This window comes from Qipengyuania pacifica, from assembly GCF_019857205.1.
Taxonomy (GTDB): Bacteria; Pseudomonadota; Alphaproteobacteria; order Sphingomonadales; family Sphingomonadaceae; genus Qipengyuania; species Qipengyuania pacifica.
Genome location: NZ_JAHWXO010000002.1, coordinates 1 through 14,110 on the forward strand (window position 1 = coordinate 1; position 14,110 = coordinate 14,110).

The following is a 14,110-nucleotide window of genomic DNA, read 5'->3' on the forward strand; positions in this document are numbered from 1 at the left end:
ATCCAGTCAAACAGCCAGATCTCTTGAATGACCGGTTTCCACCCCAGATGCAGACCTTCCCACGTGTTGTCGGAGCGCATGAAAGCCGACTGTTCGCTAACCGCAAATGCACGATAAAAGCGGACCGACTCCTAACGACCACATATCGGGCTCTACATCTTGGACGGGGTGCGCTCGACCGTGCGGGCGCGGATTAGGTCGTCGACAATGATGTCGCGCCCCGGCTGGGTGAGGTTGCAAAGTGGATACCTGCCAACAAACTCGACCTCCATTACGTAGGCCGAGTTGTCAGACGCATGCCTTTCTAGCGCGGTTCCCCACAAGCGGTCTGTGGCGTCTTGGTGCCGCCATGCCTCCTCGGCGGTTAGCGCCTGACCTTCATGAAATTCATTCACCTCAAAGTCGGTTGCCCAAGTGCCGGTGAAGCGCTGAGGCTCTGACATTGGGAAGCATTCATCAAAAATAGCACTACTATTCCGCTCCCCAGACCCAGCCACGCGATCCATGCAGGCAAGGGTTTCATCTCGGAGAACTTCACAATCAACTGGCCGTTCATCGCTGCAAGCTGTGAGCGCAGCAACAATTAGAAGGGTCGTCCAATGACGCATGGTTTTTACGCTAGGCGACCAGATGACCGCTTCCCACCCCAAAAGCAGCCGATAGCGACAGTTCAAGCCTCGCCTACTTGCGCCCCTTCAGCGATCCACGGTTCCTCGCCAACACCAAGCCCTGCTCCTCGCATCACTCCGACGGGACCAGCCTGAGCTCCGTCTGTCTGCCATCCAGAAACCACACCTTTTCACCGTCGAACCAGGCGTCTTCCTCGGACCGGAAGTCCACGACCTGTCCGCCCCATTCGGGTACGGCGTTGTAGCTGGTCAGTTCGATCGACCAGGCGGTGTCGGGGCGCAGGGCGTATTCGCCGCGGGGATCGCCATTCTGATTGTCCCAGAAACCGATGGGCGTTCCCGCGCCGTGTCCGTGATATCCGATGGGATGCGAATAGATCGAAGGCATCAGTCCCTGTGCAATCGCCTTCGCGCGCGCGCGTGACAGGATCTCGTTGCCGCTCAGCCCGGTTTCGAACGATTCCAGCAGCGCATCCTGCACGCGGTTCGTCGCGGCAAGGCCGTCTTTCAGCCCTTGCGGGGCGGAGGTTTCGCCCGGTTTCAGCACATAGGCCAGATGCTGCGTATCGGTGTTCAGCCGCAGATAGGTGATGCCGAAGTCGGTCCACAGCAGATCGCCCGGCTGGATCACCGTGTCGCCGCGCAGCATCCCTTCCGCGCCTTCGCGCTGGATGCCGACCGACGGGTGGAACCAGGGTGTCAGGCCCAGCGAAGCCAGCGTGTCGCGGTACCACCATTCGACATCGGCCGCGGTGGTCGACCCGGATGTGATGACTTCGCGCGAAAAGGCGCGCCCGATCAGCGCATGCGCAATTCGGACAATGCCGGGATAGATTTCCATCTCTTCCGGAATGCGGTGCTCGAGCCAGCGTGTCGCCAGCGTTTCGCCCGACACGATGCGGTCGCGGTAGGTCTGCGGCAACGCCGCACTCATCAGCCGGTACTGGCTCAGCGTCATCCCGTCGCCAAAGGCGCTGAGGTCGGAGAAGTTGATCGCGATCTTCTGCGGGTCGCGCTCTGCCACGATATCCGCCACCGCCTGCCACTGGTCGGGTTGCGTACCCGGCTCCCATGCCGCTTCGAACAGATCGCCAAGCCCGTATCGGCTCACCGTCAGCCGCTCCACCGGCTGGCCTTCGCCCGGATCGTAAAACACCAGGATGGTGCGGCGCCGCGCACTCATGCTTTGCCCGTCCAGCATGGTCGCGATGACGGGTTCCTCGAAATATTCACGCGCCATCAGCACCCACATGTCGATGCCCTCTTCGCGCATGATCTGCGGCACCACCGTGTCGAGCCGTTTTGCCAGGATGCGGTCGATGACCTCGGCACGCTCCCGCATCGACAGCAGTTCCGGCATGTCCGGGACGGCCTGCTCGCTATCGCTCATGGCGATCTGCGGCGGCGCGGCGTCCTGCGCATGGGATGGTGATGCGGCAAGGGCGGCGCACAGCAGGGCGGCCCCGATCGGAAAACGCAGTAACATTGTCGGAAAAATTCTCCCCTCGGGCCGGCCAGCCTATTCCGCGGCCAGCAATTCCTCAGCCCCGCCAAGGTCCACGCTGACGAGACGGCTGACGCCTTTTTCGATCATCGTCACGCCGAACAGGCGGTGCATCCTGCTCATGGTCACGGCGTTGTGCGTGACGATCAGATAACGGGTCTGCGTTTCGCGCACCATCGCGTCCAGCAGGTCGCAGAACCGGTCGATATTGGCATCGTCCAGCGGCGCGTCGACTTCGTCCAGCACACAGATCGGTGCCGGGTTCGTCAGGAACAGGCCGAAGATCAGCGCGGTGGCGGTCAGCGCCTGTTCGCCGCCCGAAAGCAGGGTCAGCGATTGCAGTTTCTTGCCCGGCGGCTGGGCGAAGATTTCCAGCCCGGCTTCCAGCGGATCGTCGCTGTCGATCAGCGCAAGATGTGCCTCGCCCCCTTCGAACAGCCGGTTGAACAGGCGCTGGAAGTGGTCGTTGACCTGCTCGAACGCCGTGCGCAGCCGCTCGCGCCCTTCGCGGTTGAGATTGCCGATCGATCCGCGCAGCCGGCTGACCGCCTCGCGCAATTCCTCCTGATCGGCGGCATTGGTGCCATGCTCGCTCTCGATCCGCTCCAGCTCGTCCGCGGCGACGAGATTGACCGGGCCGATGCGCTCGCGGCTGGCGGTCAGGCGGTCCATCTCCTCGCTCTCCGCCTCGGCGGACCGGATGGCGTCCTCGTCGAATTCGAAGCGCTGGGGCAGCAGCGGCGGCGGGCACTGGAACCGTTCGCCCGAAATGCGCGTCATCTCGATCCGGCGGCTGTCCTGATTTTCCGCGCGGGCGGCAAGGCCGGCCCGGTTCTCGCGCGCATCGGCCAGCGCTTCGTTCGCTGCGGCAAAGGCGCGGTCGGCGTCGTGCGCGGCGCCGCCCGCCTCGGCCACCGCCTGTTCGGCTGCGGCAAGTTCGCGCGTCAGCCGCTCGCGGACCTGATCGCCCTGTTCGATCTCGCGTATCAGCCCTTCCGGCTTGGCGGCGACGATCGCGCGTTCTTCCTCGATTTCCTCCGCCCGGATTTCCATTTCGGACAGGCGCCGTGCGGCATCGCCGCTGCGGGCCTGCCAGTTCGCCATGTCGCTGCGCTGGGCCGATGCCCGCTCGCGCGCCACGGCGAGCGCCTGGTCGTGGGCGGCCAGTTCTGCCGCGCGGGCCTGCAGGTTCGACCGGGACGCTTCGTTTCTGGCACGTGCGGCTTCCAGCGATGCGCGACCGGCTGCGGGATCGGGCAGGGCATCGCGCTTGGCCTCGGCGGATGCGAGATCGGCCTTGGCCGAGGCGATCACCTCGCCATGCTCGGCCTCGCTCCGGTCGAGCTCCTCCAGTCGCGCAGCCAGTCTTTCGCGGGCGGCGTCGGCCTGATCCAGCGCGCGCAGCGCCTGTCGCTCGGCATCGGCGGCGCCGGCCAGTTCGCGTTCCGCCGCGATCAGATCCCGCTGAACGTTCACCAGCTGTTCGGCGGCCCGATCAAGCGTATGATTGGCATGCGTTGCAGCGTCTTGCAGGGCAGGCAGGCGCTGGTCGAGTTCGGCAAACCGGTTCTCCGCTTCGAGCCGTGCGGCCTCCGCAGAACCTTCGCCGCGCACCACCAGACCGTCCCAGCGGCGCAATTGCCCCGCCATCGTCACCAGCGCATGGCCCGGCTCCAGCGCCCGGCCATCGTCCGCTTGCGCGACATGCACCAGGGCCAGCAAGGCGCGCAATTCCGCGGGACAGCTCTCGACATGGGCCGACAGACTGTCCTCCACGGGCGCGGGCGCTTCGGCTCCGGTCCAGTACCGCCCCTCCGCATCGCCGTCCGGCACGCCCAGCAGCGCCTTGCCATCGCGGCCCAGCGCCGCGGCCACGGCCCGCTCGTATCCCTTTGCGGCCCGCACGCCGTCGATCGCCTGCTGGCGACCGCTGCGCTTGGACATCGCCCGCTCGCGCGCCTCCCGGTCGCGCTTCAGCGCTTCCCACTCTCGTTGCACGCCGGACAGTTCGGCCCTGGCTTCGGCGAGGTGCGACGATGCCTCGTCACGCTCGGCCTGCAATTCCGCCTTGCGCGCCTGGAGGTCGTCCAGCCTTGCTCGAAAGCTAGCCAGCGATGCTGCGGCCTCCTCGGCTGCGGCTTTGGCAGCATCGACATCGGCATCCGGATCTTCACCGGCCAGCGCGGCGCGCTGCTGCGCCATGCGGCGTGCTTCCGCCTCGGCCCGTTCGAGGCGGGCTTTCGCCTGGGCGATCTCGGCTTCGGCGACGCGCCATTCCGCCTCGACCCCGGCGTTGTCCGCTGTCGCCTTGGCCAGCGCGAGTTCGGCGGTGCGGCTGTCCCGCTCGGCCTGTTCCTGCGCGCGATCAAGGGCAGGGCGGCGTTCCTCGTCCGTCGCGAGGGCCTTCTCGCTCTCGGCCAGATCGCGCTCCAGCTTCGAAAGCGCCTCGGCGGCATCCCGCGTCAATCGGTCTGCATCGCCCTTGTCGGCTTCGAGCCGCGCCTTCTGCCGGTCGAGATCGGCGAGCCGCTGCTCGGCCGCTTCGAGCTGGGTGCTCAGTGCCGCCATGCGGTGCCCGTGCGCGCTCGCATCGTCGCGGCGGTCCGCCTGTTCCCCGCGCGCTTCCGCCAGCGCTTCGGCGGCCGTCCGCTGCGCCTTCTGCGCCTCGTCCGCAGCCTTCTGCGTTTCGCTTACCCTGGCTTCGGCAGCCGCCGCCGCTTTCTTGGCTTCTTCCGCTGCCGCCGCCGCATCGCGCCAGCGGGCGAATACCAGCCGCGCTTCGGCGGTCTTTATCTCGTCGGACAGCTTGCGATAGCGTTCCGCCTGCTTGGCCTGCCGCCGCAGCGAAGCGATCTGGCTGTCGAGCCCGGCCATGATGTCTTCGAGCCGTTCGAGGTTCGTCTCGGTCTGCCGCAGTTTGCTTTCGGCATCGCGCCGCCGCACGTGGAGGCCCGCGATGCCCGCTGCTTCTTCGAGCATCTGTCGCCGTTCGGTGGGCTTGGCGGCGATGACCTGCGCGATCTTGCCCTGGCTGACGAGGGCAGGGCTGTGCGCGCCGGTGGCCGCATCCGCGAAGATCAGCGCCACGTCCTTCGCGCGCACGTCCCGCCCGTTCAGGCGATAGGCGCTGCCGGCGCCGCGTTCGATCCGCCGGACGACTTCCATCTCGTCGCCGTCATCGTCCGCGCCGTTGAGAACGACTTCGGCGAAATCACGCTGCGGGCGGCTTTGCGTACCGGCGAAGATGACGTCTTCCATCCCGCCAGAGCGCATGGATTTGGGCGAGTTTTCGCCCATCACCCAGCGGATCGCCTCGAGCAGGTTGGATTTGCCGCAACCGTTGGGGCCGACGACACCCGTCAGCCCCGGTTCGATATGCAAGGTGGAAGGCTCGACGAAGCTCTTGAAGCCACTCAGTTTGAGCTTCGAGATCTCCATTCCTGTCCCGGCCCCCCGTTGCCAGCTTTACCTGGCGCCAGCGCGCTGCAGTATCGGTTCAAGCCCGGCCCAGGTGTTGGCATCGACATCGCGGCCGTTCAGCTTGAAGGTCGGGGTGCCGGTAATGTCGAATTCGCTGCCGTAACGCTGGGTGAAGTTCGCCTGTTCTTCCAGCTTGGCGGTATCGGCCAGGCACTGACGTCCCTGATCTTCGCTGATCCCGCGTGCGGCGAAGAAGTCGAGATAGCCCATCTGTTCGGCGGCCACCACGAAGCGTTCCTGCATCGGGCGCTGCATCGCTGCTTCGAAAGCGGCCTGATTGGTCTGGATCGGCTGCATGATAGTTTCGTAATTCATCCAGACCTGGTCCGATAGCGGCAGGACCGCTTCTACGGGACCGCATTGGGTCAGCCGGCCGAGCAGCAGGTCGAGCGGGCCATGGATGGCGTATTGGCGCAGTTCGAAGCTGACGACGCCGCTGTCGATATATTCCATCAAGGGCTCGCTGCCTTCCACCGCGAACCGTGCGCAGGTCGGGCAGGTGAGCGAGCCGTATTCCATCAATTTGAGCGGGGCGTCGGGATTGCCGACGAGTACGCCGCCATCGTCGGTCATGACTGCCGTGCTGCGCCATTCCGTACCTGCGGGTGCGGGGATGGCGGCAATGGCATCGCCCTTGATTTCACCGGTTTCCTCTGCACCCGATCCGCAGGCGGCCAGCGCCAGGGCAAGCGGAGCGGCAAGGGCGAAACGCAAGGTCTTGGTCATGAAAATCCTCGTATCTATGCTGGGGAGGCTATGCCGGGGGATGTCCCCAAGGAAAGGCGCTATTATGCGTATCCACAGGGCTTTCCCCCGAAAAACGGGTTAGCGGTCTTCAGATTGCGTCCTTGAGACGTTTTTCGAGCGAAGGCCAGTCATGCGCTTCGAGCAGCTTGCCATCGAGCACGAAGCTCGGCGTGCCCGTAAGCTGGTACTTCGCAACATCGGCTGCCGAAGTATCGGCCAGAGCCTTCGCTTTCGCTTCGTCGGACAGGCACCGGTCGAGATCGGCCCGGCGGTAGCCACGGGTTTCCATTATCTCGTAGAAATCGAGGTCGCTGGCGATCGCCTGGAACCGTGCCGAATTCGTGCCGAACTGCCAGCGCGAACGCTGCGCCTGCGTCGCATTGCGCGCCTTGTCCATCCATTCGTCGAAACGATACATGATCGCTTCGTGATTGCCGCCGAACTTCTTTTCATCGCCGCAGTGGGTCAGCAACGCGGCGGTCAGATCGACGGGGTCACGGATCAAATGGCGGACTTCATAGCTGATCTTGCCGGTGGGAACGTAGGACAGCTTGATTGCCGCATCGCCCTTGCGCGCGAATTCCGCGCAGTGAGAGCAGGTGTAGCTCATGAATTCGATCAGCTTCTTTTCGGCTTCCGGGTTGCCGAAAAGATGCCCGCCATCGGATGCCTGCAGCATACCGGCCCAGTTGCCGCCGGGCTTCATCAAGCGTTCCTGCGCATTTGCGCCAAGAGCCAGCGTGCTCGCACCGACCAGCGCGAGCGCTGCCATGGCCAACGATTTGATTTTCACTTTATGTCATCCCCGTCTTCTCGAGACCCCATGCTGCGCGCCAGCGATTCCAGCACCGTACGCAATTCCGGGTCTCCGATATCGCGCAGACTGTCACCCAATTCCATCGGAATCGGTTTGAGCGAAGGCGGCGCTTTCTGCGCCTCTCTTCCCGGTGGTGGCTTAACCTCGCCTTGCCGCAGCTTGATCCGGGCGACGGCACGATATCCGAAGAACCGGTTCACCCGTTCGATTATTTCCGGAATGACCTGCTGGACCAGCGGCGCATGTGCAGGTTTGACCACCAGATGCATGATGCCTTCGGATTTCTCGCCCGGTGGGAAACGGATCATTTCGGGTGTGCATGTCCGGGCGTGTATTTCGCCCACGATTTCAGGCCAGCGGCTGACGACGGAGCTCTGGACGAAGCCGTAACGGCGAAACGCGCTGCGTCCGATCTGCGGCATGAGGTCGCTGATAGGCTTGGCCACGCCGCCGCGTGGACGCCGGTAGTGTCTCGCCTCGGATTTTGTCTTGTCGCTTCCCATGTCGCCTGGCTCCATGCCATAGGCGGGCGGTGGCCGCCACTGTCTCTGACAATTTGCTCGACTGGTATGACGCGCATGCTCGCGAACTGCCATGGCGCGCGCAGCCGGGAACGCCTCCGCCGGAACCGTACCGCGTCTGGCTGTCGGAAGTCATGCTCCAACAGACCACGGTCGCCGCGGTGAAACCCTATTTCGAAGCGTTTCTCGCGCGCTGGCCCAATGTAGAGGCGCTTGCGGCAGCGCCCGAAGAAGACGTCATGGCGGCGTGGGCGGGGCTGGGCTATTACTCGCGGGCGCGAAATCTCGTGAAATGCGCGCGGGCCGTGGCCGAACTGGGGCACTTTCCCGAAACGGAAAGCGACCTTCGCAGATTGCCGGGCCTCGGGGCCTATACCGCTGCGGCAATCGCAGCGATCGCATTTGAAAAACGTGCCGTGGTGGTCGATGCCAATGTCGAGCGCGTCGTCGCGCGACTGTTCGCTATCGAGGAACCGCTGCCGGCCGGCCGCAAGGCCATTCGCATAGCGGCCGATGCGATCACACCCGATATGCGTGCCGGCGACTTTGCGCAGGCCATGATGGACTTGGGCGCGACGATCTGCACCGCGCGCGATCCCAGATGCCTCCTGTGCCCCTTGTCGAACGCCTGCAAGGCAAGGGCCGAGGGCGGTCCGGGACGATTGCCGGTCAAGGCCCCGAAGAAAGCGAAACCGCTGCGACAGGGGCAGGCCTACTGGATGGAAAACGATGGTGCCGTGTGGCTCGTCAGGCGTCCCGACACCGGCATTCTCGGCGGCATGCGCGCCTTGCCTGACGATGGCTGGAACGCCCGCTCCAGCGGTTCGATGCAAACGCCATCACCGGGGATATGGGAGAGCGCCGGCGTCGTGCGCCACACCTTCACCCATTTCTCGCTCGAGCTGACGGTCCTCACCAGCCTCGCGGCGAGCCAGCCTGAAGGCCAGGGCGAATGGTGGCCGATCGACAGCCTCGACGAAGCAGGTCTGCCGACCTTGTTTGCCAAGGCTGCCCGGTTGGCGCAGTCGGGTTAGATAAGCCCGCCGCCAAGCGACAGCCGGATCGCCGCAATCAGCAGGACGATGAGGCAGAAATTCCGTCCCCCGTTGCTCGACGAAAACTGGCCAAGCACCACGCCGATCACGATCAGCGGCAGTGCGAACCAGTTGGCCCAGCCGAGAAGAGGAATAGTCGCCGGAATGACGACGACGAGGGACACGAGTCCGAACAGGATTGAGAGAAGGTTCAGCATGTGTTCGGTATGGGTAAAGCACCGGGGCAATGCAACAGTTTCAATTCGCAATTGACGGCCCTGCGCCGCTCACGCACAAACCTTCGTAAACAGAGTATCGGAGAGAGACGAATGGCCTATCGCGAGTTCGACACCCCCAGCATGTCCCGCCGCGCGCTGCTGCGCGGGGGCGCCTGGCTTACCGCAGGGGCGGCGCTGGCGGGTGCTCCGATGGGCCGCATGGCTTTCGCTCGCGAAGCTGCTGCGGACTGGAAGAACGTCAGCGCGATGGTCCAGAAATACGTGATCGAACGCAAGGTGGCGAACATGGTCGCGACACTTGGATGGGGCGACAAGGAGCCCCTCTATATCGCTCGCGGCACGTTGGCATTGGGCGGAACGGTCAAGGCCGATGCCGACAGTCTCTATCGGATCTATTCCATGACCAAGCCGATCACCGGCATGGCAGCGATGATCCTCATTGACGAAGGCAAGCTCGAGCTCGATCAGCCCATCGCGGAACTGCTCCCGGCTTATTCCAACATGATGGTGCAGAAGACCTATGACGGCTCCATCACCGACGTGGTCCCGGCGGAACGCCCGATCACGGTGCGCCAGCTCCTCACCCACACTGCAGGCCTGGGCTACAACATCGTGCAGAAAGGCCCGATCGCGGCGGCCTATACCGAACAGGGCCTGATCCCGGGCCAGGTCAGCCGTCTTCCGCTCCCGGGCCTCGGGCGCGCGACGGCGGTAAAGGGGCTGGATGTCTTCGCGGACCGGCTGGCCAAGATGCCGCTGGTGCTGCAGCCGGGTTCGAAATGGAGCTATTCTGTCGGGCTCGATCTGATGGGGCGCGTCATCGAAGTGGCATCGGGCATGAAGTTCGATGAATTCCTGCGCACGCGGATTTTCGAACCCACCGGCATGACCAGTACCTGGTTCACCGTGCCGGAAAGCGAAATCGGCCGTCTGACGACGAATTATGGGATCATGAACGGCTCGCCGCTGCCGATGGACCCGGCGCGGGCGTCGATCTTCCTCGACAAACCGCCATTCCCGTTCGGTGGCGCCGGGCTGGTATCGAGCCCGCGCGATTACGATCGTTTCCTGGAAATGCTGCTGGGATACGGCGTCATCGACGGACGGCGCGTCATGAGCGAAAAGGCCGTGAAGCTTGGCACCTCTGACCTTCTTCCGGAAACCGCCACGACCAAGGGTACGTGGATCGAGGGCCAGGGCTTCGGCGCGGGCGGGCGCGTAAGCGACGGCGCCTACGGCTGGGGCGGGGCTGCCGGTACGGTCGCCCTGGTAAGCTACAAGGTCGGCCTGCGCGCCAATCTGATGACGCAGTACATGCCGTCCGAAGCTTACCCGGTCCACGACGCTTTTCCAAAGGCGGTGCTGGAAGACCTTGCCGTCATGCAGGGAGCGAAGAGCTAACCCGTGCTGTCCTTCACGGGCTCGCGCCTCGACCGCGCCGACCATGTCCGCGCCGATCCGGAACGGCTTAGCGGCTATATGAACTGGAAAGCGCGGTTGCTGGCGCTGGACGGATTGATGCCATCGCTGGACGATCACGGGCGGCTGGCATTCGGCACATTGGCCGATGCGCCCGAGAATGCGGAGCTGTGTTTTCTGGGACTCGATGACGGCAAGGCCTGCTTCGCTGCGGTTCCGCCGCGCGGAGACGCCGCTCCGCGCATGGCTAACCCGCAACTATGGTCGTTGATGGCGACACTGCAGCCCGACGATCTCGCGCTATATGGCGGTGCTCGCAGCCTGATCGACTGGCATGCGCGCCATCGTTTCTGTGCTGCCTGTGGCGGTGAGACGGTACTGGCCAAGGGTGGTTGGCAGCGCGACTGCACGCAATGCGGTGCCAGCCATTTCCCGCGCACCGACCCCGTCACGATTATGCTGGTCGAACACGAAGGACGGCTGATGCTGGGCCGCGGTCTCGGCTGGCCCGAGGGCCGCTTTTCGGCACTCGCCGGTTTTGTCGAGCCGGGTGAGAGCATTGAAGAGGCTGTCGCGCGGGAGGTGCTGGAAGAATCGGGCGTGCAAGTGCGCGATGTAACCTATGTCGCGAGCCAGCCCTGGCCGTTTCCGAGCCAGTTGATGATCGGCTGCCACAGTCATGCCGATAGCGAGGAACTTATCATCGACGAAACCGAGATGGCCGAAATCGACTGGTACACGCGTGAGGAGGTTGAGGCGGCACTGGCGGGCAACGGCCGCTTCGTTGCCCCTCCGCCGCATGCTATAGCGCATCACCTGATGCAGTGGTGGATAGATCGATGAGCAGCCCGCGAACCTTGCGGATCGACATATGGTCCGACGTGATGTGCCCCTGGTGCCTGATCGGTTGGGGCGCGCTTCAGAAAGGGCTGGCACTGCTCGACGGCGAGATCGAGGCCGATGTGCGCTGGCACGCCTTTGAACTCAATCCCGACATGCCGGCCGAAGGGGAAGAAAGCGCCGCGCATATCGCGCGTAAATATGGCTCCACCCCCGAACAGTCCAAGACGGTACAGGGCCGGATGCGCGAAGCGGCCCAAGGCGCTGGCGTGTCGCTGGATTATGAAGGTCCCGATCCCGAGCCCCTGCGCTGGATGTGGAACACTTTCGATGCGCACAAGCTGCTGACATGGGCTGGCGAGCGGTTCGGACCCGAAAAGCAGACCGAACTCAAACTTGCGCTGTTCAAGGCGCATTTCAACGAGCGTCGCCGCATTGCGGATCATCAGGTCCTGATGGATATCGCCGAAAGCGTGGGTCTCGACCGTTCCGAAGCGCAAGCTGCGCTAAAGAGCGAAGAACTCGCCCACAAGGTTCGCGCGGAAGAGAGCGCTGCCTGGGACCTGAACATCACCGGAGTTCCGGCGATGATCGTAGAAAACAAGTTCATGATCCCCGGCGCTCAGCCACCCGAAGCCTACGCGGATGCACTGCGACGGGTGGCGGCAAAGATTCCGGCCTGATCGCTGCTGCGCCGATCTAGCTGCTGCGCGAATGCTGCATGGCGGAAAGCGTCTTTTCGCCTTTCCGAGCATACTGATCGGGATTGTCCGAGCCTGTTTCTGGCTCGCGGTTTGCAGGGTCGGTAGCGCTGTTTTCTTCGCCGCGCTTGCCCACACGGCGGTTGACTTCACCGCCAGCGGAACCCTGCTGCGATGGCGTATCGCCTTCGGTGATTTCCTCGATGAATTCGTTGTCGGGGTGACGCGATTGGCGTTCGGGCATTGGTACATTCTCCTTTGCCGAATCAATGGACGAGGGAGGGGGCCTGTTCCGAGATTCCGGACCTATGCTGCGCGCACTGATTCCACGAACTCCCGCGAGCGGGCATCGAGATCGTGGGCGGTCAGGTCTAATGTATCGGCAGAAGCGAGTACCTGCTCGCAAGCTTTGCCCGTATTGCGAGCCATCTGTGCTATCTGCGCGATGCTGCTGCCGATATTGTCGACGCCATTGGCCGCAAGGTCGAGGTTCCGCGCCAGTTCGCGGCTCGAAACCGACTGTTCGTCGACTGCTTGCGCGATGGCGGTGGCCGTCAGTTCGACCTCACGAATGCGCTCACCGATTTGCGCCAAGGCATCGACGCTCTCCCGGCTCGTTGCCTGCATGCCGATTATACGGGCGGCCACCTCGCCGGTTGCATCGCGGGTCTGCCGGGCCAAGTCCTTCACTTCGGAGGCGACGACCGCAAAGCCTCGCCCGGCTTCGCCACCGCGCGCTGCCTCTATCGAAGCGTTGAGGGCGAGGAGATTGGTCCTGTCGGCGATCGCTCCGATCAGATCGACCACACCGCCAATTTCTTCAGCCACGTAAGCCAGCTCAGCCATCTTGGTGTCGGCCAGTTCGGTCGATTGCCGCGCGTCCTGGACCACGCTGGCCGAATTGCCCGCCTGCTTGCCGATCTCCGCTATAGAGAGGGCAAACTGATCGCTGGCCGCGGCCGCCGCGGTGACGCCGATCTGCGTTTCTGCCATGTCGCGCGAAACCTGCTCCACGAAGCCGATCGTCTGGGTTGCAGCTCCGGCCATGTCGGTCGACGTTGACTGAAGCTCCCGCGAAGCCTGCGCAACGCTTACGGCTACTTCACCGACACCGCCGCGGAAATTATCGACCAGTCGCCGGAGGACTGCGTTCTGCTCTTCGCGTGCCTTTCGCTGAAGGTCCGCGAGCGCATCGGCGCTTTCGCGAAACACTACCAGGGCTCTAGCCATTTCACCGATCTCGTCCTCTCGGCCGGTGCCGGGTATGGCGATGGACCGGTCGCCTCCGGCCAGGCTCGTCATCGCGCCCGTGATCTCGCCCAGTGAATCCGAAACCTGTTCCGAAAGTGCCTTGGCGCCGAGGTGGACCAGGGCGATACACCCCGCGATCAGCGTCAGGGCGATGACCATGGTCCAGGTCTTCAGCGTTTCGAGTGACTGCTGGGCGGCATCCGACTGCGCGATCAAGGCGGCTTCGATGTCTGCCGACTGCTGCGCCAGCTGGTCTCCGCTTATGTCGATCGCGTTCGCCAATGCGTCGCCTGTGGCGGAAGGACCGTGTGCATCGATAGACGATTGCAGGGCGCGTAGTTCCGGGCGGAAGCCTTCGACCTGCGTGACCAGCCATTCCATCTGCTCGCGCGAAGCTGCATCTCCACCCTTCAGCGCGATTGTCGCCTCGACCTCGGCGTGTGCCTGCTCGAGCGTCGTGAAAGCCAATCTGATGACCTCGGAATCGCCACTCGCGGCGAAACGCGAAGCGAAATAGCGGCTTTCTGCGATGGACGTCGCGAGCTGCGCAGCGGCCATAGCGCGAGATGCGCTGGCGCCTGCCTGATCGGAACGGGCGGTGAGGGCGGCCTGTGCGCCGCCAAGGATAACACCCAGCAGAACCAGGATCACCGTGAAGGAAATCGTGAACACGCGGACCTTGTCCGCAATGCTGGTGCGCACGAAGCCATAGCGATGGAGGATGCCATTCCGACCTGCAGCGTCGCTTGGCGCAGCCCGTTCACCCCATAATCGCGGGTGGACCTTGCTAGCGAAACTATCGGCAAAATTCGGCTGGTCGGTCATGGGGGGGCGCTACGCTGTTGAAGTCAGCCGCGCCCTAGGTCAGCGCCCTTACCACGGCGTAAACGAAATAACGGAAATACCCGCAAAAACAGATACTTATTAA

Annotated in this window: 13 protein-coding genes; 4 read left to right on the forward strand and 9 right to left on the reverse strand. The window is 63.9% G+C overall.

What is annotated here, in order from left to right; genetic code table 11:
• Positions 1 to 152 precede the first annotated feature (152 nt).
• From KYK83_RS03095 to KYK83_RS03120, 6 genes are all read right to left on the reverse strand, one after another.
• The gene (locus tag KYK83_RS03095; RefSeq protein ID WP_222827161.1) at positions 153 to 674 is read right to left on the reverse strand and encodes a hypothetical protein; all 522 of its coding nucleotides are present in this window, start codon (positions 672 to 674) and stop codon (positions 153 to 155) included.
• A 67-nt stretch (positions 675 to 741) separates the two neighbouring features.
• Entirely contained in the window at positions 742 to 2,115 is a 1,374-nt protein-coding gene (locus tag KYK83_RS03100; protein ID WP_248284241.1) for a M24 family metallopeptidase, read from the reverse strand.
• A 33-nt stretch (positions 2,116 to 2,148) separates the two neighbouring features.
• Positions 2,149 to 5,571: an AAA family ATPase gene (locus KYK83_RS03105; RefSeq protein WP_222827162.1), complete on the reverse strand. Its 3,423-nt coding sequence runs from the start codon at positions 5,569 to 5,571 to the stop codon at positions 2,149 to 2,151.
• A gap of 27 nt (positions 5,572 to 5,598) precedes the next feature.
• Positions 5,599 to 6,339 carry a thioredoxin domain-containing protein gene (locus tag KYK83_RS03110; protein ID WP_221597689.1) on the reverse strand — a complete coding sequence of 247 codons (741 nt, stop codon included), beginning with the start codon at positions 6,337 to 6,339 and terminating at the stop codon, positions 5,599 to 5,601.
• Positions 6,340 to 6,448: 109 nt separating this feature from the next.
• Positions 6,449 to 7,153, reverse strand: a complete 705-nt coding sequence (locus tag KYK83_RS03115; RefSeq protein WP_103023099.1) for a thioredoxin domain-containing protein — start codon at positions 7,151 to 7,153, stop codon at positions 6,449 to 6,451.
• Positions 7,150 to 7,680 (reverse strand): DUF721 domain-containing protein, encoded by a 531-nt coding sequence (locus tag KYK83_RS03120; protein WP_248284242.1) that lies wholly within the window; start codon positions 7,678 to 7,680, stop codon positions 7,150 to 7,152. The genes KYK83_RS03115 and KYK83_RS03120 overlap by 4 nt, the downstream gene beginning before the upstream one ends.
• Before the next feature lie 29 nt (positions 7,681 to 7,709).
• On the opposite strand from KYK83_RS03120, the gene mutY reads away from it, so the two are divergent.
• Positions 7,710 to 8,732: an A/G-specific adenine glycosylase gene (gene mutY, locus KYK83_RS03125; RefSeq protein ID WP_222827164.1), complete on the forward strand. Its 1,023-nt coding sequence runs from the start codon at positions 7,710 to 7,712 to the stop codon at positions 8,730 to 8,732.
• On the opposite strand, the gene KYK83_RS03130 is transcribed toward mutY, so the two are convergent.
• Complete coding sequence (locus tag KYK83_RS03130; RefSeq protein WP_397490253.1) at positions 8,729 to 9,001, reverse strand: hypothetical protein; 273 nt, start codon at positions 8,999 to 9,001, stop codon at positions 8,729 to 8,731. The two genes, mutY and KYK83_RS03130, sit on opposite strands and share 4 nt — an antisense overlap.
• A 60-nt stretch (positions 9,002 to 9,061) precedes the next feature.
• Here KYK83_RS03130 and KYK83_RS03135 point away from each other — a divergent pair, with 60 nt between their 5' ends.
• From KYK83_RS03135 to KYK83_RS03145, 3 genes are all read left to right on the forward strand, one after another.
• Entirely contained in the window at positions 9,062 to 10,372 is a 1,311-nt protein-coding gene (locus KYK83_RS03135) for a serine hydrolase domain-containing protein (RefSeq protein WP_222827165.1), read from the forward strand.
• A 78-nt stretch (positions 10,373 to 10,450) separates the two neighbouring features.
• The gene (gene nudC, locus KYK83_RS03140) at positions 10,451 to 11,233 is read left to right on the forward strand and encodes an NAD(+) diphosphatase (protein WP_222827427.1); all 783 of its coding nucleotides are present in this window, start codon (positions 10,451 to 10,453) and stop codon (positions 11,231 to 11,233) included.
• The gene (locus KYK83_RS03145; RefSeq protein WP_222827166.1) at positions 11,230 to 11,913 is read left to right on the forward strand and encodes a DsbA family oxidoreductase; all 684 of its coding nucleotides are present in this window, start codon (positions 11,230 to 11,232) and stop codon (positions 11,911 to 11,913) included. The genes nudC and KYK83_RS03145 overlap by 4 nt, the downstream gene beginning before the upstream one ends.
• A 16-nt stretch (positions 11,914 to 11,929) precedes the next feature.
• On the opposite strand, the gene KYK83_RS03150 is transcribed toward KYK83_RS03145, so the two are convergent.
• Together KYK83_RS03150 and KYK83_RS03155 are read right to left on the reverse strand one after the other, a co-directional pair.
• On the reverse strand, positions 11,930 to 12,175 hold the full coding sequence (locus tag KYK83_RS03150; RefSeq protein WP_222827167.1) for a hypothetical protein: 246 nt from the start codon (positions 12,173 to 12,175) through the stop codon (positions 11,930 to 11,932).
• Between the two features lie 62 nt (positions 12,176 to 12,237).
• Entirely contained in the window at positions 12,238 to 14,007 is a 1,770-nt protein-coding gene (locus KYK83_RS03155) for a methyl-accepting chemotaxis protein (protein ID WP_222827168.1), read from the reverse strand.
• Between the last annotated feature and the right edge of the window lie 103 nt (positions 14,008 to 14,110).